Source organism: Belnapia arida (assembly GCF_016773205.1).
Lineage (GTDB): Bacteria > Pseudomonadota > Alphaproteobacteria > Acetobacterales > Acetobacteraceae > Belnapia > Belnapia arida.
In genome coordinates this window covers 1,146,316-1,166,562 of sequence record NZ_JAETWB010000001.1, presented here as the reverse complement: position 1 = coordinate 1,166,562, position 20,247 = coordinate 1,146,316, and the positions used below count along the sequence as shown (strand labels likewise).

Annotated in this window: 27 protein-coding genes and 1 tRNA gene; 22 read left to right on the top strand and 6 right to left on the bottom strand. The window is 71.3% G+C overall.

All coding sequences use genetic code 11. The annotated features are described in order from the left end of the window. Positions 1 to 2: 2 nt before the first annotated feature. From ribD to JMJ56_RS05710, 7 genes are read left to right on the top strand one after another with little or no spacing between them, the layout of a single operon-like run. The gene (gene ribD, locus JMJ56_RS05740) at positions 3 to 1,109 is read left to right on the top strand and encodes a bifunctional diaminohydroxyphosphoribosylaminopyrimidine deaminase/5-amino-6-(5-phosphoribosylamino)uracil reductase RibD (RefSeq protein ID WP_202830603.1); all 1,107 of its coding nucleotides are present in this window, start codon (positions 3 to 5) and stop codon (positions 1,107 to 1,109) included. Further along, the gene (locus JMJ56_RS05735) at positions 1,091 to 1,711 is read left to right on the top strand and encodes a riboflavin synthase (RefSeq protein ID WP_043363859.1); all 621 of its coding nucleotides are present in this window, start codon (positions 1,091 to 1,093) and stop codon (positions 1,709 to 1,711) included. The genes ribD and JMJ56_RS05735 overlap by 19 nt, the downstream gene beginning before the upstream one ends. Further along, a complete protein-coding gene (gene ribB, locus JMJ56_RS05730; RefSeq protein WP_202830602.1) occupies positions 1,708 to 2,838 on the top strand; it encodes a 3,4-dihydroxy-2-butanone-4-phosphate synthase in 1,131 nt (376 codons plus the stop codon). Before JMJ56_RS05735 ends, ribB begins: the two co-directional genes overlap by 4 nt. A 4-nt stretch (positions 2,839 to 2,842) precedes the next feature. Continuing rightward, complete coding sequence (locus JMJ56_RS05725; protein WP_202830601.1) at positions 2,843 to 3,343, top strand: 6,7-dimethyl-8-ribityllumazine synthase; 501 nt, start codon at positions 2,843 to 2,845, stop codon at positions 3,341 to 3,343. Beyond that, on the top strand, positions 3,340 to 4,011 hold the full coding sequence (gene nusB, locus JMJ56_RS05720; RefSeq protein ID WP_407927883.1) for a transcription antitermination factor NusB: 672 nt from the start codon (positions 3,340 to 3,342) through the stop codon (positions 4,009 to 4,011). Before JMJ56_RS05725 ends, nusB begins: the two co-directional genes overlap by 4 nt. Before the next feature lie 5 nt (positions 4,012 to 4,016). Next, entirely contained in the window at positions 4,017 to 4,982 is a 966-nt protein-coding gene (gene thiL / locus JMJ56_RS05715) for a thiamine-phosphate kinase (RefSeq protein ID WP_202830600.1), read from the top strand. A 13-nt stretch (positions 4,983 to 4,995) separates the two neighbouring features. Further along, complete coding sequence (locus JMJ56_RS05710) at positions 4,996 to 6,162, top strand: MFS transporter (protein WP_236037422.1); 1,167 nt, start codon at positions 4,996 to 4,998, stop codon at positions 6,160 to 6,162. 114 nt (positions 6,163 to 6,276) lie between these two features. On the opposite strand, the gene JMJ56_RS05705 is transcribed toward JMJ56_RS05710, so the two are convergent. Next, positions 6,277 to 6,768 (bottom strand): outer membrane protein assembly factor BamE, encoded by a 492-nt coding sequence (locus JMJ56_RS05705; protein WP_236037421.1) that lies wholly within the window; start codon positions 6,766 to 6,768, stop codon positions 6,277 to 6,279. A 153-nt stretch (positions 6,769 to 6,921) separates the two neighbouring features. On the opposite strand from JMJ56_RS05705, the gene JMJ56_RS05700 reads away from it, so the two are divergent. From JMJ56_RS05700 to JMJ56_RS05645, 12 genes are all read left to right on the top strand, one after another. Next, positions 6,922 to 7,512 (top strand): ubiquinol-cytochrome C chaperone family protein, encoded by a 591-nt coding sequence (locus tag JMJ56_RS05700; RefSeq protein WP_328702278.1) that lies wholly within the window; start codon positions 6,922 to 6,924, stop codon positions 7,510 to 7,512. Then, positions 7,502 to 8,002, top strand: coding sequence for a YceD family protein (locus tag JMJ56_RS05695; protein WP_202830597.1), 501 nt, complete (start codon positions 7,502 to 7,504; stop codon positions 8,000 to 8,002). The genes JMJ56_RS05700 and JMJ56_RS05695 overlap by 11 nt, the downstream gene beginning before the upstream one ends. Before the next feature lie 121 nt (positions 8,003 to 8,123). Next, a complete protein-coding gene (gene rpmF, locus JMJ56_RS05690) occupies positions 8,124 to 8,327 on the top strand; it encodes a 50S ribosomal protein L32 (protein WP_043341472.1) in 204 nt (67 codons plus the stop codon). A gap of 35 nt (positions 8,328 to 8,362) precedes the next feature. Continuing rightward, positions 8,363 to 9,409 (top strand): phosphate acyltransferase PlsX, encoded by a 1,047-nt coding sequence (gene plsX, locus JMJ56_RS05685; RefSeq protein ID WP_328702277.1) that lies wholly within the window; start codon positions 8,363 to 8,365, stop codon positions 9,407 to 9,409. A gap of 14 nt (positions 9,410 to 9,423) precedes the next feature. Next, positions 9,424 to 10,389, top strand: coding sequence for a beta-ketoacyl-ACP synthase III (locus tag JMJ56_RS05680; RefSeq protein WP_202830596.1), 966 nt, complete (start codon positions 9,424 to 9,426; stop codon positions 10,387 to 10,389). Positions 10,390 to 10,452: 63 nt separating this feature from the next. Beyond that, positions 10,453 to 10,830, top strand: coding sequence for a PH domain-containing protein (locus JMJ56_RS05675; RefSeq protein ID WP_202830595.1), 378 nt, complete (start codon positions 10,453 to 10,455; stop codon positions 10,828 to 10,830). A gap of 153 nt (positions 10,831 to 10,983) precedes the next feature. Beyond that, complete coding sequence (locus tag JMJ56_RS05670) at positions 10,984 to 11,298, top strand: integration host factor subunit alpha (RefSeq protein ID WP_202830594.1); 315 nt, start codon at positions 10,984 to 10,986, stop codon at positions 11,296 to 11,298. Beyond that, positions 11,295 to 11,678, top strand: a complete 384-nt coding sequence (locus JMJ56_RS05665) for a MerR family transcriptional regulator (protein WP_202830593.1) — start codon at positions 11,295 to 11,297, stop codon at positions 11,676 to 11,678. Before JMJ56_RS05670 ends, JMJ56_RS05665 begins: the two co-directional genes overlap by 4 nt. A gap of 54 nt (positions 11,679 to 11,732) precedes the next feature. Next, positions 11,733 to 11,809, top strand: a tRNA-Pro gene (locus JMJ56_RS05660). 113 nt (positions 11,810 to 11,922) lie between these two features. Then, a complete protein-coding gene (locus JMJ56_RS05655) occupies positions 11,923 to 12,078 on the top strand; it encodes a hypothetical protein (protein WP_202830592.1) in 156 nt (51 codons plus the stop codon). Between the two features lie 51 nt (positions 12,079 to 12,129). Next, a complete protein-coding gene (locus tag JMJ56_RS05650; RefSeq protein WP_202830591.1) occupies positions 12,130 to 12,801 on the top strand; it encodes a sulfite oxidase-like oxidoreductase in 672 nt (223 codons plus the stop codon). Next, the gene (locus JMJ56_RS05645) at positions 12,794 to 13,348 is read left to right on the top strand and encodes a glutathione peroxidase (RefSeq protein ID WP_202830590.1); all 555 of its coding nucleotides are present in this window, start codon (positions 12,794 to 12,796) and stop codon (positions 13,346 to 13,348) included. The genes JMJ56_RS05650 and JMJ56_RS05645 overlap by 8 nt, the downstream gene beginning before the upstream one ends. Here the strand turns inward: JMJ56_RS05645 and acpS are convergent. The 4 genes from acpS to folK all read right to left on the bottom strand — a co-directional run bounded on the left by acpS (position 13,338) and on the right by folK (position 17,069). Continuing rightward, positions 13,338 to 13,742: a holo-ACP synthase gene (acpS, locus tag JMJ56_RS05640; RefSeq protein WP_202830589.1), complete on the bottom strand. Its 405-nt coding sequence runs from the start codon at positions 13,740 to 13,742 to the stop codon at positions 13,338 to 13,340. The two genes, JMJ56_RS05645 and acpS, sit on opposite strands and share 11 nt — an antisense overlap. After that, the gene (locus JMJ56_RS05635; RefSeq protein WP_202830588.1) at positions 13,739 to 16,147 is read right to left on the bottom strand and encodes a RelA/SpoT family protein; all 2,409 of its coding nucleotides are present in this window, start codon (positions 16,145 to 16,147) and stop codon (positions 13,739 to 13,741) included. The genes acpS and JMJ56_RS05635 overlap by 4 nt, the downstream gene beginning before the upstream one ends. After that, positions 16,068 to 16,466 carry a DNA-directed RNA polymerase subunit omega gene (gene rpoZ, locus JMJ56_RS05630; protein ID WP_043340735.1) on the bottom strand — a complete coding sequence of 133 codons (399 nt, stop codon included), beginning with the start codon at positions 16,464 to 16,466 and terminating at the stop codon, positions 16,068 to 16,070. The genes JMJ56_RS05635 and rpoZ overlap by 80 nt, the downstream gene beginning before the upstream one ends. Positions 16,467 to 16,565: 99 nt before the next feature. Then, positions 16,566 to 17,069 (bottom strand): 2-amino-4-hydroxy-6-hydroxymethyldihydropteridine diphosphokinase, encoded by a 504-nt coding sequence (gene folK / locus JMJ56_RS05625; protein WP_202830587.1) that lies wholly within the window; start codon positions 17,067 to 17,069, stop codon positions 16,566 to 16,568. Positions 17,070 to 17,152: 83 nt separating this feature from the next. Between folK and JMJ56_RS05620 the strand changes: the two genes are divergently transcribed. Together JMJ56_RS05620 and JMJ56_RS05615 are read left to right on the top strand one after the other, a co-directional pair. Further along, positions 17,153 to 17,794: a LabA-like NYN domain-containing protein gene (locus JMJ56_RS05620; RefSeq protein WP_236037419.1), complete on the top strand. Its 642-nt coding sequence runs from the start codon at positions 17,153 to 17,155 to the stop codon at positions 17,792 to 17,794. After that, positions 17,791 to 18,429, top strand: coding sequence for a uracil-DNA glycosylase (locus tag JMJ56_RS05615; protein WP_202830585.1), 639 nt, complete (start codon positions 17,791 to 17,793; stop codon positions 18,427 to 18,429). The genes JMJ56_RS05620 and JMJ56_RS05615 overlap by 4 nt, the downstream gene beginning before the upstream one ends. Positions 18,430 to 18,482: 53 nt before the next feature. Here JMJ56_RS05615 and JMJ56_RS05610 read toward each other — a convergent pair whose 3' ends face one another. Then, on the bottom strand, positions 18,483 to 18,677 hold the full coding sequence (locus tag JMJ56_RS05610; protein ID WP_202830584.1) for a hypothetical protein: 195 nt from the start codon (positions 18,675 to 18,677) through the stop codon (positions 18,483 to 18,485). 73 nt (positions 18,678 to 18,750) lie between these two features. Between JMJ56_RS05610 and JMJ56_RS05605 the strand changes: the two genes are divergently transcribed. Beyond that, entirely contained in the window at positions 18,751 to 20,196 is a 1,446-nt protein-coding gene (locus JMJ56_RS05605; protein WP_202830583.1) for an NAD(P)H-hydrate dehydratase, read from the top strand. Positions 20,197 to 20,247 lie beyond the last annotated feature (51 nt).

Here is a 20,247-nt window from a genome sequence, read left to right as displayed (position 1 = left end):
ATATGGCGGCCGCGCTCGCCCTGGCGCGGCGGGGGCTGGGCAACACCTGGCCAAATCCGGCAGTGGGCTGCGTGCTGGTGAAGGATGGCCAGGTGGTCGGCCGCGGCTGGACCCAGCCCGGGGGCCGCCCCCATTCCGAGACCCAGGCGCTGGACCGCGCGGAAGCCATGTCCCCCGGGGCGGCCCGCGGCGCCACCGCCTATGTGACGCTCGAGCCCTGCTCCCACTGGGGCCGCACGCCGCCCTGCTGCGACGCCCTGGTCCGCGCCGGCGTCGCCCGCGTGGTGGTCGCCACCGGGGACCCCGACCCGCGCGTCGACGGCCGCGGCCTGCAGCGCCTGCGCGAGGCCGGCGTCATCGTGGAGCTTGGCCTGATGGGCGAGGAGGCCCGCCGCCAGAATGCCGGCTTCGCCCGCCGCATCACCCGCGGCCTCCCCCTGGTCACGCTGAAGCTGGCGACGACGCTCGACGGCCGCATCGCCACCTCCACGGGCGAGAGCCAGTGGATCACTGGCCCCGCCGCACGCCGCGAGGCCCATGCGCTGCGCGCCCGGCATGACGCCATCCTGGTCGGCAGCGGCACGGTGCTGGCCGACGATCCCGAGCTGACCGCCCGCCTCCCCGGCACCGCCCGCGTGCCGCTGGCCCGCGTGGTCGCCGACAGCCGCCTCCGCACCCCGCTCGGCGCCCGCCTGGTGCAGACGGCCCGCGCGGTGCCGACCTGGATCGCGACCCGCACCAACCAGCGCCCCGCCGCCCTTGCCCCCTACCTGGAGGCTGGCGTGCAGATTCTCTCCGTCCCGCGCGCGAAGCCTGGCCTCGACCTCGCCGCCCTGCTTGGCGCCCTGGCCCAGCGCGGCGTCACGCGGGTGCTCGCCGAAGGCGGCGCCGGCCTCGCCGCCGGGCTGCTGCGCGGCGGCTTCGTCAACCGGCTGGCCTGGTTCCACGCCCCGGGCATCATGGGCGGCGACGGACTGCCCGCCGTGCAGCCCTTGCCGGTTGTTCTGCTTTCCGCCATGCCCAAGTTCCAGAGGGTTGCAAGCCGTCCCCTGGGCGAGGACTGGCTGACCGAGTTCGAGGAGTGCGGGCCATGTTCACCGGCATCGTGACGGATCTGGGGACGGTGCGGGAAATCCTGCCATTGGGTGATGGGCAGGACATGCGCCTCGTCATCGGCACCTCCCCCGCCTTCCTGGCGGAGCCAGCGCCGGTGGCGATCGGCGCCTCCATCGCCTGCTCCGGCTGCTGCCTCACCGCGGTGGAGCTCGGCGGCGACTGGTTCGCCGTCGATGCCTCGGCCGAGAGCCTGTCCAAGACCACGCTCGGCCGCCTTGCTCCCGGCAGCCGCATCAACCTCGAACGTTCGCTCCGGATGGGCGACGAACTCGGCGGCCACCTCGTCTCCGGCCATGTCGACGGCGTCGCCGAGGTGCTCTCGGCGGTGCCGGAGAACGGCTCAGTCCGCTATCGCTTCCGCCTGCCGGAGCACCTCGCCCCCTTCGTCGCCGCCAAGGGCTCGATCGCCATCGACGGCATCTCGCTCACCGTCAACGAGGTCGAGGGCGCCATCTTCGGCGTCAACGTCATCCCGCATACGGCGGCGGTGACCAGCTTCGGCACGCTGCAGCCGGGCGGCTTCGTCAACATCGAGATCGACACGCTGGCGCGCTACGTCGCCCGGCTCGTCTCCTTCCAGGGACTCCAGGCATGACCGGCGCGGTGGCGACCAAGGACGTCAATTTCGCCGACTTCATCTCCCCGACCGAGGAGCTGATCGAGGAGGCCCGCCGCGGCCGCATGTTCATCCTGGTCGATGACGAGGACCGCGAGAATGAGGGGGACCTCGTCATCCCCGCCCAGTTCGCGACCCCCGACGCGATCAATTTCATGGCCCGCTTCGCCCGTGGCCTGATCTGCCTGGCGATGGACCGCAGGCGGGTCGAGCAGCTCGGCCTGCCGCTGATGGCCCAGGCCAACGGCACCCGGCACGCAACGGCCTTCACCGTCTCCATCGAGGCGAAGGAGGGCGTCACCACCGGCATCTCCGCCGCCGACCGCGCCCATACCGTCGCTGTCGCCATCAACCCGGAAATGGGCCGCGAGCACATCGTCACGCCCGGCCACGTCTTCCCCCTCGTCGCCCGCGACGGCGGCACGCTGGTCCGCGCCGGCCATACCGAGGCCTCGGTCGACCTTGCCCGCCTCGCCGGCCTGAACCCCTCAGGCGTGATCTGCGAGATCATGAACGACGACGGCACCATGGCGCGGATGCCGGACCTCGTGGCCTTCGCCCAGCACCATGGCCTGAAGCTAGGCACCATCGCCGACCTGATCGGCCACAGGCGCCGCACCGAGCGCCTGGTCCGCCGCCTCTCCGAGGGCCATATCGACCACCCGATCGGCGGCGACTGGCGGCTCGTCGTCTACGGCAACACCCTCGCCCCGGGCGAGCACCTGGCCCTGATCCGCGGCGACGTCTCCGCCCCCGGCCCCGTCCATGTGCGGATGCATGCCGCCAACCTGCTGCACGACATCGTCCTCGGCGCCGGCACCGGCGATCTGCACGACGCCATGCGCATGATCGAGTCTGCCGGCCGCGGCGTCGTCGTCATCATCCGCGACTGGCGGCCGGACAATATGAGCGAGCAGGTGAGGAACAACCGCGGCCGGCAGGTAGCGCCGCCCGAGATCCGGGACTATGGGATCGGCGCGCAGATCCTCGCCGATCTCGGGGTGCGCGACATGGTGCGACTGTCGAACAACCCGCGGCCCATCGTCGGGCTGGAGGGGTATGGCCTGCGCGTGGTGGAAACCCGCCCGCTGGTCCAACAAGGATGACCGAATGAGCACGATCGATGCGCCGGAGCGCCAGGCGCGGCCGCTGGACGGCCCCGCGCCGCATCTGCTGGTGATCCAGGCGCCCTATTACGCCGATGTGGTGGGCGGGATGCTGCGCGGCGCCCAGGGCGTCTTCGCCGAGGCGCGGGCGACGACCGAGGTGGTGGATGTCGCCGGCGCCTTCGAGCTTCCGGCCGCGCTGCGCATGGCGCTCAGCCAGCCCTCCAAGGGTGGCAAGGCGGTGCGCTATGACGGCTTCCTGCTGCTCGGCTGCGTCGTGAAGGGCGAGACCGATCATTACGACTTCATCTGCTCGGCGGTCTGCCAGGGGGTGATGGACGTCTCGACCGAGCGCGGCGCCGCCATCGGCTTCGGTCTGCTCACCGTCGACAGCCTCGCCCAGGCCGAGGCCCGCTCCGCCGATGACCGGCACAACAAGGGTGCCGAGGCTGCGCATGCGCTGCTCGGCCAGGTGGCGCTGCGCCGCCGCTGGAGCCTCGCGTGAGCGGCAACTGGAAGACTACGGATCTCGGCACCAGCGAACTCGACAAGCTCCGCGCCGAGATGGAGGCGGAGCAGTCCGGCACGCCCGAGGCGCCGAAGCCTGCCGCCAGGCCGGGGGGCGGCAAGTCCCCTGGCAAGCCCGGCGGCGGCAAGTCCCGCCACCGCCGCCCCGGCCAGGCTTCGGGCGGCGGCCCGCAGGTCCGCGGCGGCCGCCCGCGCACCGGCGCGCGCGTCGCCGCCGTCCAGGCGCTCTACCAGAGCGAGCATACCGGTGAGTCGGCCGAGGCCGTCATCCAGCAATTCCTCAGCCACCGCATCGGCGGCGGTTTCGAGGATGGCGGCGTGCCGGAAGCCGATCGCCCGCTCTTCGGCACCATCGTCCGCAGCGCGGCGAAGCATGGCGAGCGGCTGGACGGCCTCATCACCCAGCATCTCGACGCCGACTGGCCCTTGATGCGCCTCGACCCGGTGCTGCGCGCCCTGCTCCGCGCCGCCTGCGCCGAGTTCGCCGAGGGCGGCGGCCAGCCCCCGGCCCGCGTCGTCATCAACGAGTATCTCGACATCGCCCATGGCTTCTTCGGCGGCGAGGAGCCGCGCTTCGCCAATGGCGTGCTCGACGCGCTGGCCCGCGCCCTGCGGCCGGAGGAATTCGCCGCCGGCCGGAAGTAGCGGCGATGGCCGAGCCGCCCGCCGAATTCGGGTTGATCGCCCGGCACTTCCTGCCCCTGGCGGGGCCAGGGGCGCTCGGCCTCGCCGATGATGCGGCGCTGCTCGATCCGCCGCCTGGCCGGCAATTGGTGCTGGCCGCCGATGCCATGGTGGCGGGCGTCCATTTCCTCCCCAACGACCCGCCGGAGACCATCGGCCGCAAGCTGCTGCGGGTGAACCTCTCCGACCTCGCCGCCATGGGCGCCGCCCCGCTGGGCTACCTGATGACCACCGCCCTGCCCCGCGACCTGCCGCCCGGCTGGCTCGAGGGCTTCGCGGCGGGGCTGGCCGAGGACCAGCGGCGGTTCGGCCTTTCCGTCCTCGGCGGCGACACCGTCTCCATCCCGGGCCCGATCAGCCTGTCGTTGACCATCCTCGGCAGCGTCGCACCCGGCGCCGCCCTCCGCCGCGCCGGCGCCCGGCCCGGCGACGGGCTCTGGGTGTCGGGCACCATCGGCGACGGCGCCCTCGGCCTCCGCGTCCTCCAGCGCCGCCTTCCAGCCGATGCCGAGGGCCATCTCGCCCGTCGCTACCGCCTGCCGGAGCCCCGGCTCGCCCTCGGCGCCGCCCTCGCCGGGCTGGCCCGCGCGGCGATGGACGTCTCGGACGGCCTCGTCCAGGATTGCGGCCATCTCTGCCGCGCCGCCGGCTGCGGCGCCGTGATCGAGGCGGCTCGCCTCCCCCTCTCCCCCGCCGCCCATGCCCTGGTCATGGCGGACCCGGCGCTGCTGCCGCTGGTGCTGACCGGTGGCGACGACTACGAATTGCTCTTCGCCGCCCCGCCCGGCGCCGGCATCGAGGCCGCGGCCTCCGCCGCCGGCACCCGGGTCACAAGGATCGGCGAGTTCACCGAAGGGCCCGCCGAGGTCCGGGTCATCGATGCGGCGGGCGCGCCCATGGCGCTCCCCATGGGAGGATGGTCGCATTTCTGATGAAGAGAGGCGCATGAAGCGCCAGGTCTGGCTGCTTTTCTGCTGCCAGGCCCTGATGCAGGCGGCGACCGTCGGCCAGGCGGTCATGGCGGCGCTGATCGGCCACAGCCTGGCCGAGGACAAGTCGCTCTCCACGCTCCCCGTCGCCATCCAGATGACGGCGACCATGGCCGCCTCCATCCCGGCCGGAATGGTCTTCGCCCGGCTCGGCCGCAGGCCCGGCTTCATCCTCGGCGCGCTCGGCGCCATGGCCGGCTCGCTTACCTTCGCCGCCGGCGTCTGGACGGGCAGTTTCGCGCTCTACTGCGCCGGCGCCGTCCCCGCGGGCCTCGGCTTCGGCATCGCCCAGCATTACCGCTTCGCCGCGGCCGAGGTCGCCTCCCCTGCCTACCGTCCGCGCGCGATCAGCCTGGTGATGACCGGCGGCATCCTCGCTGCCAGCCTCGGGCCGGAGCTGGTCAAGGCCACGCGGGACAGCTTCCCGCCCTACCTCTTCCTCGGCACCTACCTGATCCTCGCCTGCCTGCCGGTGCTCTGCATGGCGCTGCTCTATTTCACCCGCCTGCCGCCGCCGCCCGCCCGCCATGCCGGTGGCGCCCGGGTCTTCGAGATCATCACCCGCCCGGCCTTCCTCACCGCCGCCGTCACCGGCATGGTCGCCTATGGCACCATGAACCTGCTGATGACCTCGACGCCGGTCGAGATGATGCTCTGCGGCTTCGGCATCGGCGCTTCGGCGACCGTCATCCAGATTCATGCCGTGGCCATGTTCGGCCCAGGCTTCTTCACCGGCCGCCTCATCACCCGCTTCGGCGTCCGCCCGGTGATCGTCGCCGGCGCCGCGCTGACCGCCCTTTGCGTGCTGATCGGCCTCAGCGGCGAGAGCTTCGCCCATTTCGGCCTGGCCCTCGGCCTGCTCGGGCTCGGCTGGAATTTCATGTTCGTCGGCGCCACCACCCTGCTGGCGACGGCCCATGCGCCGGAGGAGCGGGTGCGTGCCCAGGCCGCCAACGACACCATCGTCTTCGGCACCGTCGCCTGCACCGCCTTCCTCTCCGGCGCGGTCCATGCCCAGGCGGGATGGACGGTGCTGAACCTCACGGTGCTCCCGGCCCTCGCCCTCGCCCTCGGCGCCATCGCCTGGCAGCAGATGCGCGGGGCGCGGACGGCCACGGGCTGACGGGCCCCGCCTTTCTGCCTTGCCTCCCTTCGCGGCTTCGCTGCGGAGGGACACGGGCATCAGGCGCTCATCCGGGGCACCCGCGACGTCGCGCAGCGGTTTCCCGGGGGTGAATCAGCGCCCCGTCCCTGCCCCCGGCGCACCCGGGCTGGTCGGGATCGACGCCCCCGGCCCGATCCGCCCCACATTCCCGAAAAGCGCCTGCAGCAGCGACCGGTCGTTGCCCGGCGTCGGCGTCACGCGGGAGACCATGGGCACCGCCTTGCCCTCATCCTCGCCGACCACCTTCACATCCCGCACCACGCCATTCGGGTCGAAGGTGATGGACACGGTCTGCTGGTCCGTCACCATCAGCTCCCGCCCCGGCCGCTGCCGGGTGTTGCTGCTGATGTAGTACCAGGTGGGGTCGCCGAAGGTGCTGGTCTGGGTCGGAGAGCCGAGCAGGGTCTGCACGTCCTGGCGCGTCTGCACGCCGGGGGTGATCTCCTTCAGCTGCTCCTCGGCCACCCGGTTGCCGCGCTGCACCACCGGCGCATCGAAGACGCTGCATCCGGGCAGCGCCAGCAGCAGGCCGAGCGCCAGCGCCGCCGCACGCCGACGGGACATGCCGATCCGGGCCGGACGGGGCAGATTGACCGGATGGCAGGGGCGATCCATGTCTGGTCCCACTCTCGATTTCCGCCCGAGGCATCGTGCCGCGGGCCGCGCATGACTGTTCCGGCGCGGATGCCACCATACCACGGCAGGGTCAACCGCGCCGTGGCGGACCGTGAAGAGGACCGACCGACCATGGGCCTGCTCGCCCTATTCCGCCGCAAGCCGCATGAGCGGGCCGGCTTCGAGCTTTACGGCGCCGCCGTCGCTGCCGCACGGACCCCATGGTTCTACGGCAGCCTCGGCATCCCAGACACACTGGACGGCCGCTTCGACGTGGTCGGGCTGCATGTCGCCCTGCTGATCCGCCGTCTCCGCACCGACCCGGACCCGCGCGGCGCCGCCCTCGCCCAGGCCGTCTTCGACGCCATGTTCGCCGACATGGACATCAACCTCCGCGAGATGGGCGCCGGCGACATGAGTATCGGCAAGCGGGTGAAGCGGATGTGGGAGGCCTTCCACGGCCGTTGCCTAGCCTATGAGGCGGCGCTCGATGCCGGTGATGCCGAGGCGCTGGCCACCGCCCTCGAGCGCAATGTCTGGCGCGAGGCGGCCGAGGCGCCGCGCGAGCCTGCCCACCGCCTCGCCCGCCATGCCATGCACGGCGCCGCGGCGCTGGCCGCTCTGCCCTTCGCCACGCTGCTGCGTGGTGAGGCCTCCTTCCCCGCTCCGCTGGAGGCTGCCGATGCTGCCTGACGAGGCCCCCGAATTCCCCCGCCCCCTGCCGCTTGGCACCGTCCGCGAGGGCGGCCGCCGCCTCACCCTCACCGCCACGCCCGAGGAATGCCGGGCGTTGGCCGCCCGATTCGGCATCCTTTCCCTGGAAAGCCTTGCCGCCGAGCTGCGCCTGACTCCGGAGGAGGAAGGCACCACCCGCGCCGAAGGTCGCATCGCCGCCCAACTCACCCAGGCCTGCATCGTGACGCTGGAGCCGGTCCCCCAGGCGGTCGACGAGCCGGTCGCCTTCCGCCTTCTCCCTCCCGGCCGGGAGCCGCAGGACGGGCCGGACGACATCGACGAGATCGAATGCCCGGATGGCATCGCCGATCTCGGTGAGGCCGTGGCCGAGCAGCTTGCGCTGGCGCTCGACCCCTATCCCCGCATCCCCGGCGCCGAAATGCCGGACGAGGCGACCGACCGCTCCGCCGACGCTTTCGCGGCCCTCGCCGCCCTGCGGAAGAACTAGCGCAGGGCCGGATTTGCGTCTGTATGCCGCCGGCACGGCGCTTGCGCCTCTGGGGGTGCGGTGCTACAGCCCCGCCCTCCCGTTGAAACGCCTTGCGTGTTACAAAGAAAGGCTCGGCGCCATGGCCGTCCCGAAGAAGAAAGTTTCGCCCTCCCGTGCCGGCATGCGGCGGAGCCATCAGGCCCTGACCAGCATGGCCCATGCGGAGTGCTCCAACTGCGGCGAGCTGAAGCGCCCGCATCATGTCTGCTCCTCCTGCGGGCATTATGACGGCCGCGAGGTCGTCCCCGCTGGAGACGCGCTGAAGGCCGCCATCCGCCACTGAGCCAGAACAGGCATCCGGGCGGGGATCGGCAGACCGTGTCGCAGAGCACAGGTGCCTCGGGCTTCTCATTGGCGATCGACGCCATGGGCGGCGACCATGCGCCCGACAGCGTCCTCGACGGGCTGGAACTGGCCGCGGAGCGTCATCCGCAGGCCCGCTTCCTGCTGGTCGGCGACGAGGCACGCATTGGCGGGATGCTCGCCCGCCGTCCCCGCGCCGCCCGCGCCTGCAGCCTGCGCCACGCCCGGGATGTCATCTCCTCGGAGATGAAGCCGACGGCCGCGCTGCGCCAGGGGCGCCAGAGCTCCATGCGCATTGCGATCGACGCCGTCGCAGGCGGCGAGGCGAGCGGCGTGGTCTCGGCCGGCAATACCGGTGCGCTGATGGCCCTCGCCAAGATCGTCATCAAGACCCTGCCGGAGATCGACCGGCCGGCGCTGGCCGCCATTGCTCCCTCGGCGCGCGGCGACGTGGTGCTGCTCGACCTTGGCGCCAACGTTCAGTGCGATGCCCGCAACCTCGTCGAATTCGCCGTCATGGGTGACAGCTTCGCCCGCGCCGTGCTCGGCCTGACGACGCCGAGCTTCGGCCTGCTCAATGTCGGCTCCGAGGAGCTGAAGGGCGACGACCGGGTGCGCGCCGCCGCCGAGACGCTGCGCGAGAGCCATATCGGCCCGAATTTCCATGGCTTCATCGAGGGCCATGACATCGCCGCCGGCACCGTCGACGTGGTGGTGACGGACGGCTTCACCGGCAATGTCGCGCTGAAGACCGCCGAGGGCACGCTGAAGCTGATGCGCGACCTGCTCCGCCAGGTCTTCACCAGCAGCATCCCCGCCCGCGCCGGCTACCTGCTCGCCCGCCCGGCGCTCGACCGCCTGCGCGAGTGGATGGACCCGCGCCGCTACAACGGCGCCATCCTGCTCGGCCTCAACGGCGTCGTCGTGAAGTCCCATGGCGGGACGGATGCGCTCGGCTTCGCCCATGCGGTCGATGTCGCCATGGACATGGTCACCCACCGTTTCAACGATCGCATCCGCGAGGGCCTGGCGCAGATCGGCAAGCCGGTCGCCGCAGCCTGAAGGAGGGCGCCCCGATGCTCCGTTCCGTGATCGCCGGCTGCGGCGGATACCTGCCGGAACGCTGCGTGCCGAACGCTGCGCTCGCCGCCGAATTCGGCATCGAGACCTCGGATGAGTGGATCGTCGAGCGCACCGGCATCCGCCAGCGTCACATCGCCGCCCCGGGCGAGACCGCCTCCTCGATGGGCGCCGCGGCCGCCCGCCAGGCGCTGGAGCGCGCCGGTATCGAACCTGGGCAGGTCGATGCCATCATCGTGGCGACGGCAACGCCGGACAGCGCCTTCCCGGCGACCGCCGTCCGCATCCAGCAGCATCTCGGCATCACGCAGGGCTTTGCCTTCGATATCGCCGCCGCCTGCACCGGCTTCGTCTATGCACTCGGCATCGCCGATGCCCTGCTGAAGACCGGCCAGGCCCGCTGCGCCCTCGTCATCGGCACCGAGGTCTTCTCCCGTATCCTCGACTGGACGGACCGCGGCACCTGCGTCCTCTTCGGCGACGGCGCCGGCGCGGTGGTGCTGACCGCGGAGCAGGGCACCGATCGTGGCATCCTCTCCACTCACCTCCATTCGGACGGCCGCCACGGCGACATCCTCCTGGTCGATGGCGGTGCCGGCTCCACCGGCGGCCCCGGCCTGCTGCGGATGGCGGGTAAGGAGGTCTTCCGCCATGCCGTCTCTAAGCTCGCTTCCGTGGTCGATGAGGCGCTGGCCGCGAATGGGCTGAATCATGCCGACCTCCGCTGGCTGGTGCCGCACCAGGCCAATCTCCGCATCATTGAGGCCATGGGCAAGAAGCTGAACCTGCCGCGCGAGCGCGTCGTGGTGACGGTGGACCGCCATGCCAACACCTCCGCCGCCTCCATCCCCCTCGCCCTGGCTGACGTCGCCGGCCGCGGCCTGATCGAGCGTGGCGACCTGATGGCGCTGGAGGGCATTGGCGGCGGCCTCACCTGGGGGGCCTGCCTACTGCGCTTCTGAGGGAGGGCACGGGCCGGCCGGACGCTATGCTCTGTTAGGCTTGAAGCAGGAAGGTGGCGGGTAATGGCGATTCTGTCGGGCTTGCTGGGGCATGCGGGCGCCTTCGACCCGGCGCAGGCGCGGGAGGAATACGGCCGCCTGCTGGCAGCCGACGAGCCGGTCGAAGGCGCCTACAAGATCGTTCGCGACGTGATCCTGCTGACGGATCGACGGATTCTCCTGATCGACAAGCAGGGCATGACCGGCAGGAAGACCGAGTACCTCTCCATCCCATACCGGAGCATCGTCCGCTTCTCCGTCGAGAGCGCCGGCCATTTCGACCTGGAGGCCGAGCTCAAGATCTGGGTCAGCGGAGCTTCGGCGCCGATCGAGCGGACCTTCAACCACAAGGTCGATGTCTACGCTCTGCAGGCCGCCCTCGCCGGGCGCATCCCCCGATAGAGGCGAGGCCAGGACCGAGCTGCCGGCTTCCAGACGCCCATCCTACTGCGACATTCCAGCAACGCTGTGGCGCATTCGCCAGGGCGCGGTTGACGCCCGCGGTGGATACCGGTTTCCTAACGGTCAGAATGGCTTGCGGGAACCGGTTGCCAGATGAATACGCTGACGCGCGCGAACCTGGCCGAGGCGATCTACAGCCAGGTTGGGCTGTCGCGGAACGAATCCGCTGCTTTGCTCGAATCCGTCCTCGAACGGATCTCCGCCGCCCTCGAATCCGGCGAGGCGGTGAAGATTTCCGCCTTCGGCACCTTCATGGTCCGCCAGAAGGGCCAGCGCATTGGCCGCAATCCGAAGACCGGAGTGGAAGTACCCATCCTGCCGCGCAAGGTCCTTTCCTTCCGGCCCTCGCAGGTGCTGAAGGCCCGCATCAACGGCCAGGCCGCACCCGCTTCGGATAATGCCGCGTGAGCGACCAGTTCACCCCCCGCCCCCGCAAGGCGCCGACCGCCTTCCGCACCATCAGCGAGGTGGCGGACGACCTGCACATCCCGCAGCACGTCCTGCGGTTCTGGGAAACGAAATTCCCCCAGCTCAAGCCGCTGAAGCGCGGCGGCGGGCGGCGCTATTACCGGCCCGAGGATATCGGACTGCTGCGCCGCATCGCCGACCTGCTCTATACCCAGGGCTACACCATCAAGGGCGTGCAGCGGCTGCTGCGCGAGGGCGGACTCGGCGAGGCGGAGATGCCCCCGCCCGAGGCGCTGGAGAACACGCCGGAGAGCCTCCGCAGCATCATCGAGGAGCTCGAGGACATCGCCGAGGAGCTGCAGGCCCTCGCCGGCCGATAATGGCGGAAGAGCACTAGCCTCCGCCGAGGCGCGGTGCTATCCCCGCGCCCGGCACGGATCGTAGCGCAGCCTGGTAGCGCACTTGTCTGGGGGACAAGGGGTCGTGGGTTCAAATCCCGCCGGTCCGACCACTTCCGTCTCAAAAAATGAGATTCTTGCCTTGACTGGCAAGCCGCATGAATGCAACTTTACGTTGCGCATGGCGGACAGGATGCCCGCATCACCCCGATGCAGAGGTCTCCCCATGACCGTTATCTCCAACCTCGCCCCACCCCATGCCGGCCCGCCGACCGGCCGCGAAGTCGCCCGCGAGGACGAGAAGTCCCGCACCGCCTCACCTGCCCCGCCGGCACCCCCTGCCTCCCCCACCTCGCCCCAGCGCCTCGACATCCGCGTCTGAGCCCTTGCATCTGCTGCCGCCCCCGATACGTAAGGGCAGCAGGAGATCGCCATGGCCGAAGACGAGGACATCCCCCTGAGCGGCGGCATCCGCCAGAAGCTGGTCGATACCAAGCAGGCCTGGGCCCGCGATGGCCGCCTCCTCACCGGCACCGCCGGCGACCCGACCCGCGACCGCCTCCCCCCCGGCCAGACCCTCGTCAAGGACTGGCCGGTGCTCGACCTCGGCGTACAGCCCGACGTGACGCCGGATCGCTGGCGCCTCCGCATCGAAGGGCTGGTGCAGGCCCCAGTCCGCCTCACCCTTCCTGAATTCATGGCCCTGCCGCAGACCGAGCGGGTCAACGACATCCACTGCGTCACGCAATGGAGCCGCTACGACAACCGATGGCAGGGCGTCCGCGCCCGCGACCTCATCGAGATGGCCCGGCCGAAGGAGGAGGCGCGCTTCGTCTCCTTCACCTCCTATGACGGCTACACCACCAATGTCCCGCTGGCCGAGTTCACGCGCGACGAGGTCCTCCTCGCCCATTCCTGGGAAGGCGAGCCCATCACGTGCCAGCATGGCGGCCCGGTGCGCGTGGTCCTGCCCCGTCTCTATTTCTGGAAGAGCCCGAAATGGGTGACGCGCATCGAGTTGCTGCGCGAGGACCGGCCCGGCTTCTGGGAAGTCCGCGGCTACCACAACAACGGCGACCCCTGGCTGGAGGACCGGTATGGTTGAGCCCGGACGACGTACGGCCCTCGCCCTCGGGGCGATCGCCATGAGCGGCCTCGCCACCGCCGCCGAGCCGACCGCCTTCGACTTCCGCATGGAGTCGCTCGATGGCGGCCCGCTCGACCTCGCCACCTTCCGCGGTCGACCGATGCTGGTGGTCAACACCGCCAGCTTCTGCGGCTTCACCCCGCAATATGCCGGACTGCAACGGCTTCAGGACCGCTTCGCCACGCGCGGACTGGTGGTGCTGGGCGTCCCCTCCAACGACTTCAACCAGGAGAGCGCCGACGCCCGCACCATCAAGCATTTCTGCGAGGCGACCTACGCCGTCACCTTCCCGATGACCATGCCCGCCCGCGTGCGGGGCGCGCAGGCCGTGCCGCTCTTCGCCTTCCTCGCCACCCATGGCGGGGGCCCGCCGCGCTGGAATTTCCACAAGTACCTGGTCGCCCGCGACGGCCGCCGGGTGCAGGGCTTCCCGACCGCGACGGAGCCCGACGCCCCGGCCCTCATTCGCGCGGTCGAAGCCGCCCTGGCCGCGCCTACAGCCTGACCGCCGAGATGATCACCACGGCGCTGGCGTAAGGGTATTCATCCGTCATCGTCAGCGCCACCTCCGCCCGATGCCCGGGCGGCGTCATCCGCGCCAGCCGCTCCGCCGCCCCGCCCGTCATGCGGAGCGTCGGCTGCCCGCTCGGCAGGTTGACCACGCCGAGGTCGCGGAGGAACACCCCCGCCCGGAACCCCGTCCCCAGCGCCTTGGACGCCGCCTCCTTCGCCGCGAAGCGCTTGGCATAGGTGCTGGCCCGGATCTTCTCCGTCCGCCGCTCCGCCTTCGCCCGCTCCACTTCGGTGAAGACCCGCTCGAGGAAGCGCTCGCCGAAGCGCGCGATGCTCTGCTCGATGCGCCGTATATCGACGACGTCGTTGCCGAGGCCAAGGATCATCCGCGCGCCCGCTCCACCCGGAGGTTGTCCGCCGGCGCCCGCAACGCCCCCATGATCCGCTCCAGATGCCGGAGGTCCCGCACCTCCACGTCGAGCGCAATCTCGCAGCTTTCCGGATCGCGGTGATTGACCTTCAGCCCGGCCAGCGCCCCGTCCTGCTGCGCCACCGTCTCGGTCAGCGCCGCCAGCGCCGAGGGCTTGTTGCGCGTCTCGACGATGATCCGCCCGACATGATGCCCGACCGCCCCCTCATCCCAATCGATATCGAGGAAGCGCTCGGGCGCGGCAGCGAAATTCTGCAGGCTGGGACAGTCCGCCGCATGGATCGTGACCCCCTTGCCGGTGGTGACGATGCCGAGGATGCGCTCGCCCGGCAGCGGATGGCAGCAGCCCGCGAAGTGATAGGGCATGCCGCTGACGAGCCCCGTCACCGGCATCCCCGCGGGCGCCAGCGCCGCCCCGCGCCCCGCCCCCGGCCGCTCCGCACGCCCCAGCATCGGCCCAGCACCGAGCCGCCCGCGCGGCCGCGCCAACGGCAGCGGGTCGGCGATGCGCGGCGACGTCCGCAGCTCCGGCACCGCCGCCTGCACCACCTCCCGCGCCGAGAGCGAGCCGGAGCCGACCAGCAGGTAGAGCTCCGGCAGCCCCGGCTGCTTCAGCGCCTTCAGCGCCCCTTCCAGCAGCTTCTCGGAGAAATCCAGGCCCTCCTGCCGGAAGGCCTTGGTGATGGCCGCCCGCCCGCTCTCCTGGTTCTCCTCCCGCTGCCGCGCATGGACGAAGCGGCGGATGCGCGCCCGCGCCTTGCCGGTGACGACGAAGCGCTCCCAGGACGGGTTGGGCTGCCCGCCGCGGGCGGTGATGATCTCGACCTGGTCGCCGTTCTCCAGCATGTGCCGCAGCGGGACGATCTTGCCGTTGACCTTGGCGCCGACGCAGGTGTCGCCGACCTGGCTGTGCACCTCGTAGGCGAAGTCCACCGGCGTCGCCCCGCGCGGCAGCTCGATGAGGTCGCCCTTCGGCGAGAAGCAGAAGACCAACTCGCGGTGCAGTTCGAGCTTGGTGTCGTCGAGGAATTCCTGGACGCCCTCGGCATTCTCCAGGATATCGAGCAGCGCCCGCACCCAGGGGTAGCGCTTGCGCGTGGTCCCGGCGCGGGCCGTCTCCGGCCCCTGCTTGTAGATCCAGTGCGCCGCAACGCCGTATTCGGCGACCTCATGCATCTCGCGGGTGCGGATCTGCACCTCGATCTTGGCGTTGCGCCGCTCCGGCACCGTAACGCCGGTGTGCAGCGACTGGTATCCGTTGGTCTTCGGCGTCGAGATGTAGTCCTTGAAGCGCCCGGGGACGACACGATAGGCGTCGTGCACCGCGCCGAGCGCCATGTAGCAGGCGTTGCGGTCATCGACGATGACGCGGAAGGCCATGACATCCGAGAGCGCCTCGAAGGCCACGTTCTTCTTCTGCATCTTCAGCCAGATCGAGTAGGGCGACTTCTCCCGCCCCAGCACGTCGAGCGCGTTGACGCCATGCCGCGCCAGCACGCGCTTCAGGTCCTGCTCGATCTCGCGGATCAGGTCGGCGCCCTGGCCGCGAAGGAAGGTGAGCCGCGCCGCGATGGTCTGCCGCGCCTCCGGGTGGAGCGCCTGGAAGGCGAGCGTTTCCATCTCGGTCTTCAGCGCATCCATGCCGATGCGTTCGGCGAGCGGCGCGAAGATCTCCAGCGTCTCGCGCGCCGTCTTCTGCCGCCGCGCCTGCTGCGGCACGAAATGCAGCGTCCGCATGTTGTGCAGCCGGTCGGCCAGCTTCACGAGCAGGACGCGGATGTCCTCGCTCATGGCCAGCACCAGCTTGCGGAGGTTCTCCGCCTGCTTGGTCCGCTCCGACTGCAGCTCGATCCGCGTCAGCTTGGTGACGCCGTCCACCAACCGCGCCACCTCGGCGCCGAAGCGCCGCTCGATCTCCTTCAGCCCGACCGCCGTATCCTCGGCGACGTCGTGCAGCAGGGCCGTTGCGATGGTGGCGCTGTCGAGCCGGTAGTCGGCCAGGATGCCGGCGACCGCGAGCGGATGGGTGATGTAAGGCTCGCCATTCTCCCGCTGCTGCGCCGCATGCGCCTCGGCGGCAAGCTGCCCGGCGCGGGTGATGAGGCCGATATCGGCCCGCGGGTCATAGGCCAGCACCCGCTCAGCGAGCACGGCGGCCTCGGCATAGCCAGGTGGCAGGGTAGGATTAGCGACGGGGGCGGTTCCGGTGGCCGGGCCCTCGGGGGCGCGCGGCACCGGGGCGGAGAGGGGCCCGGTGTCGCGCTCGATCAAGGCGCCGGCCTCAGCGCCGGCCGCCGCCCAGCTCGGCGGCGATTGCGGCCTCGAGGTCGTCCGGCGACATCTCCTCAAGCCCGGCGCCATCGGCCGGCAACTCCTCGTTGACGTCCATGACGCCGAAGATGTTCTCGTCGGTGGCGATGAGGTCGAGCACCTCCTCCTCCGCCGGCTCCGGCTCGGGCGCGCGCTGCAACGACTTGATCAGGTCAGCCTCGACCGAGGACAGGTCGATGGTCTGGTCGGCGATCTCTCGCAGCGCAACGACGGTGTTCTTGTCGTTCTCGCGCTCGAGGGTCAGCTCCTCGCCGCGGCCGATGTTGCGGGCCCGTTGCGCGGCGGTGAGCACCAGCTCGAACCGGTTCGGGATCTGAAGGATGCAGTCTTCGACGGTGACGCGCGCCATCTCGGCCTCATGAACTGGAGCGGCCGCCCCCGAGGGGGCAGCGCGGATGAACCTTCCAGATAGACACGCCGCTCCTTTTCCGCAAGCGCCGCGCGCCTTTCACCCCCCGATCGGCACCGGGGCCTCCTCCGCCGCCAGCCCCGCCAGCAGCGCCTCCACCGTCACCCCGAGCGAGGGATGCACCCAGCCCGGCGCCACGTCGCGCAGCGGCTCCAGCACGAACCGTCGCAGATGCGCCCGCGGATGCGGCAGCACCGGGTCCGGTGCCGCCCGCACCATGTCACCGATCGCCACGATGTCGAGGTCGAGCGTCCGCGGCGCATTCGGATAGGGCCGCTGCCGCCCCGCCCGCTCCTCCAGTCCCTGCAGGGCCGCGAGCAGCGCCGCCGGGTCCATGTCCGCGCCCTCCAGCCGCGCCACGCCGTTGACGTAGCGCGGCACGCCCGGCACCGGCGGCACCGGCACGGTTTCATACCAGCGCGAGACGACAGCCAGCTTCAACCCGCACAACCCATCGAGCGCAGCGGCGGCTGCCCGACACGTCTCGATTGGTGTATTTCCGCCATATCCAGGCAAATTCGCGCCGATGGCGATGAGTGCCACGCTTTGTCGCTTAACCACCTGCAATGTTCACCTACAATGCACGCGCGCAGACTGGCGCGACCCAAATTTCGAAAGCAACAACCTTGCAGCCCGACCGGATCGAACGCCTCGCCGTTTTCATCGACGGGGCCAATCTTTACGCTGCTTCGCGTACCTTAGGCTTCGACGTGGACTACAAGAACCTGCTGGCGCATTTCCGCCGTCAGGCCTACCTCATCCGCGCCTATTACTACACCGCCCTGCTGGAGACCGAGGAGTACTCCCCGCTTCGTCCGCTGGTCGATTGGCTCGGCTACAACGGCTACTCGGTCGTCACCAAGCCCGCCAAGGAGTTCACCGACGCCACCGGCCGCCGCCGCGTCAAGGGCAGCGTCGACATCGAGATGGCCGTCGACGTGCTCGACCTCGCCCCGCATCTCGATCATGTCGTTATCTTCTCCGGCGATGGCGACCTCCGCCGCCTGGTGGAAGCGGTGCAGCGCCGCGGCGTCCGCGTCACCGTCATCTCCTCCATCCGCACCCAGCCGGCGATGATCGCCGACGAGTTGCGCCGCCAGGCCGATGCCTTCATCGACCTCACCGAGCTTGCCGAGCACATCACCCGCCGGCAGGTGGAGCCCCGGCAGCGCACGGCCGGCCCCTCCGGCGGCTCCTCGCCCAAGCTTCCGCCGGTCCGCGCCACCCCGGCCGAGCCCTTCCGCGAGGCCCCGGACCTGCCGGAATGACCGATCCAGCGCCCCAGCCGGGGCGCGACTGCCCGCTTTGCCCCCGGCTCGCCGCGCTCCGCGAGGCGAACCGGGTCGCCTGGCCGGACTGGCACAATGCCCCCGTTCCCTCCTGGGGCCCGCGCGAGGCAGGGCTGATGGTGCTCGGCATGGCGCCAGGCCAGCGCGGCGCCAACCGCACCGGCCGCCCCTTCACCGGCGACCATGCCGGAAGGCTGCTCTACGCCACGCTGCTCAAATACGGCCTCGCTGAGGGCACTTACCTGGAGCGCCCGGATGACGGTCTGGTACTGACCGGCTGCCGCGTCACCAACGCCGTCCGCTGCGTCCCGCCTGCCAACCTGCCCCAGCCCTCCGAGATCCGCGCCTGCAACGGCTTCCTTGCCGGCGAGATCGCCGCGATGCCGCAGCTGCGCGTGATCCTCGCCCTCGGCGTCCTGGCGCATGACGCCTGCCTGCGCGCCCTTGGGCTGAAGCGCAGTGCCAACCGCTTCGCCCATGGCGCCCTGCACCCGCTGCCCGGTGGCCTGCTGCTGGCCGACAGCTACCATGTCAGCCGCTACAACACCTCGACCCGCCGCCTGACGACGGAGATGTTCGAATCCGTCGTCGCCGCCATCCTGCAGCGGCTGTAGCGGGCCTGCCGGCATGGCCGGGCCCGGCCCGGCCGCCGACGATCCGCGGCGGCTTACCCACCCGTCTGCGTGCTGGTCGCCGGCGGCTGCACCGGCGCCGGCCCGGCCCCGCTCGACTCCCGGTAGGCCGCCGTGTTCGGCGGCGGCGGCGCCTCCGGCTTATCCGCGGTCATCTTGTGGAAGCCGAGCGCTAGGGTGATCAGGACCAGCAGCGGCGCGATGACGGTCGACAGCGAGATGCGAGGCATTCTCCCCTCCTTCGGGAAACCTGTCCTCCCAGGACGCATAGGATCCCTGCCGGTTCAGACGGAGCACGGATCGATGGCCCCAGAACTCACCCCCGACCCCGCACCCGAACTGCTCACCCCCGCCGAGATGGCCCGGGCCGATGCGCTGGCGGCCGAGGCCGGCTTCCCCACCTTACGCCTGATGGAGGCCGCCGGACGCGCCGTGGCCCGGGCGGCCCGCCGCCGCTTCCGCCCCTGCCGCACCCTTGTCCTGGCCGGGCCGGGCAATAATGGCGGCGACGGCTATGTCGCGGCCCGGCAGCTGGAAGCGGCGGGCTGGCCGGTCGCCGTCGCCCCCCTCGCCCCGCCCCGCACCGGCAGCGACGCGGCGGCGATGGCGGACCGCTGGCACGGCCCTCGCATTCCCTTCTCCGCGGCCGAGGCTGCCCGTGCCGGCCTCGTCATCGATGCCCTCTTCGGCGCCGGCCTTACCCGCCCGGTCGAAGGCCTCGCCGCCGAGGTTCTGGCAGCCTGCCGCGCCCCCATCCTCGCCATCGACACGCCCTCCGGCCTCGACGGCACCACCGGCCAGGTCCGGGGCTTCGCCCCGCAGGCGGCCCTGACCGTCACCTTCTTCCGCCTGAAGCCCGGTCATCTGCTGCTGCCGGGCCGCGGGCTCTGCGGCGAGACCCTGCTGGCCGATATCGGCCTGCCCGCCTCCGTCCTCACGGAGATCGGCCCCCGCGCCCGGCGCAACGGTCCGGGCCTCTGGCACCTTCCCAGCCTCGGCCCGGACTCGCACAAGTACACGCGCGGCCACCTGACCATCCTCGCCGGCGCGGCGATGACCGGCGCCGCCCGGCTCGCCGCTGGCGCCGCGCACCGGGCGGGCGCCGGCCTCGTCACCCTCCGCGCTCCCGATGCCACCGCCGCCACCCTCTACCGCGCCACCGAGCCCGGCAGCCTCGTCACCGAAGCCTCCCTTGACACCCTCCTCGCCGACCCCCGCCGCGCCACCTGGCTGATCGGCCCCGGCCTCGAGCCGGACGACGCCACCCAAACCGCCCTCCGCCAGGTGATCGCGGCCGGCCGCCGGCTCGTCGCCGATGCGGGCGCCCTCGCCGCCGCCGCCGGCGCCCCCGACCTGCTGCGTGGTGCCACCGTCCTCACCCCTCATGCCGGCGAGTACGCCCGCGTCTTCGGCCCCATCGGCCCCGACAAGCCGGACGCCGCCCGCCGCGCCGCCGCCCTGACCGGCGCCGTCGTGCTGCTGAAGGGTGCCGACACCGCCATCGCCGCCCCGGACGGCCGCGTGATCGTCAACGACAACGCCCCGCCGAGCCTCGCCACCGGCGGCACCGGCGATGTCCTCGCCGGCACCATCGCCGCGCTCCTCGCCCAAGGCATGCCCGCCTTCGAGGCCGCCGCCGCCGGCGCCTGGCTGCAGGGCGAGGCCGCCCGCCGCCACGGCCCCGGCCTGTTGGCCGAGGATCTCATCACGCTCCTGCCAGCGGCAGCGGAGGCCACACGCGGGACCTGACGGAATCTGCTCGCTCTCGCTATATTACCTGGGATTTCATTACGCCTCGCC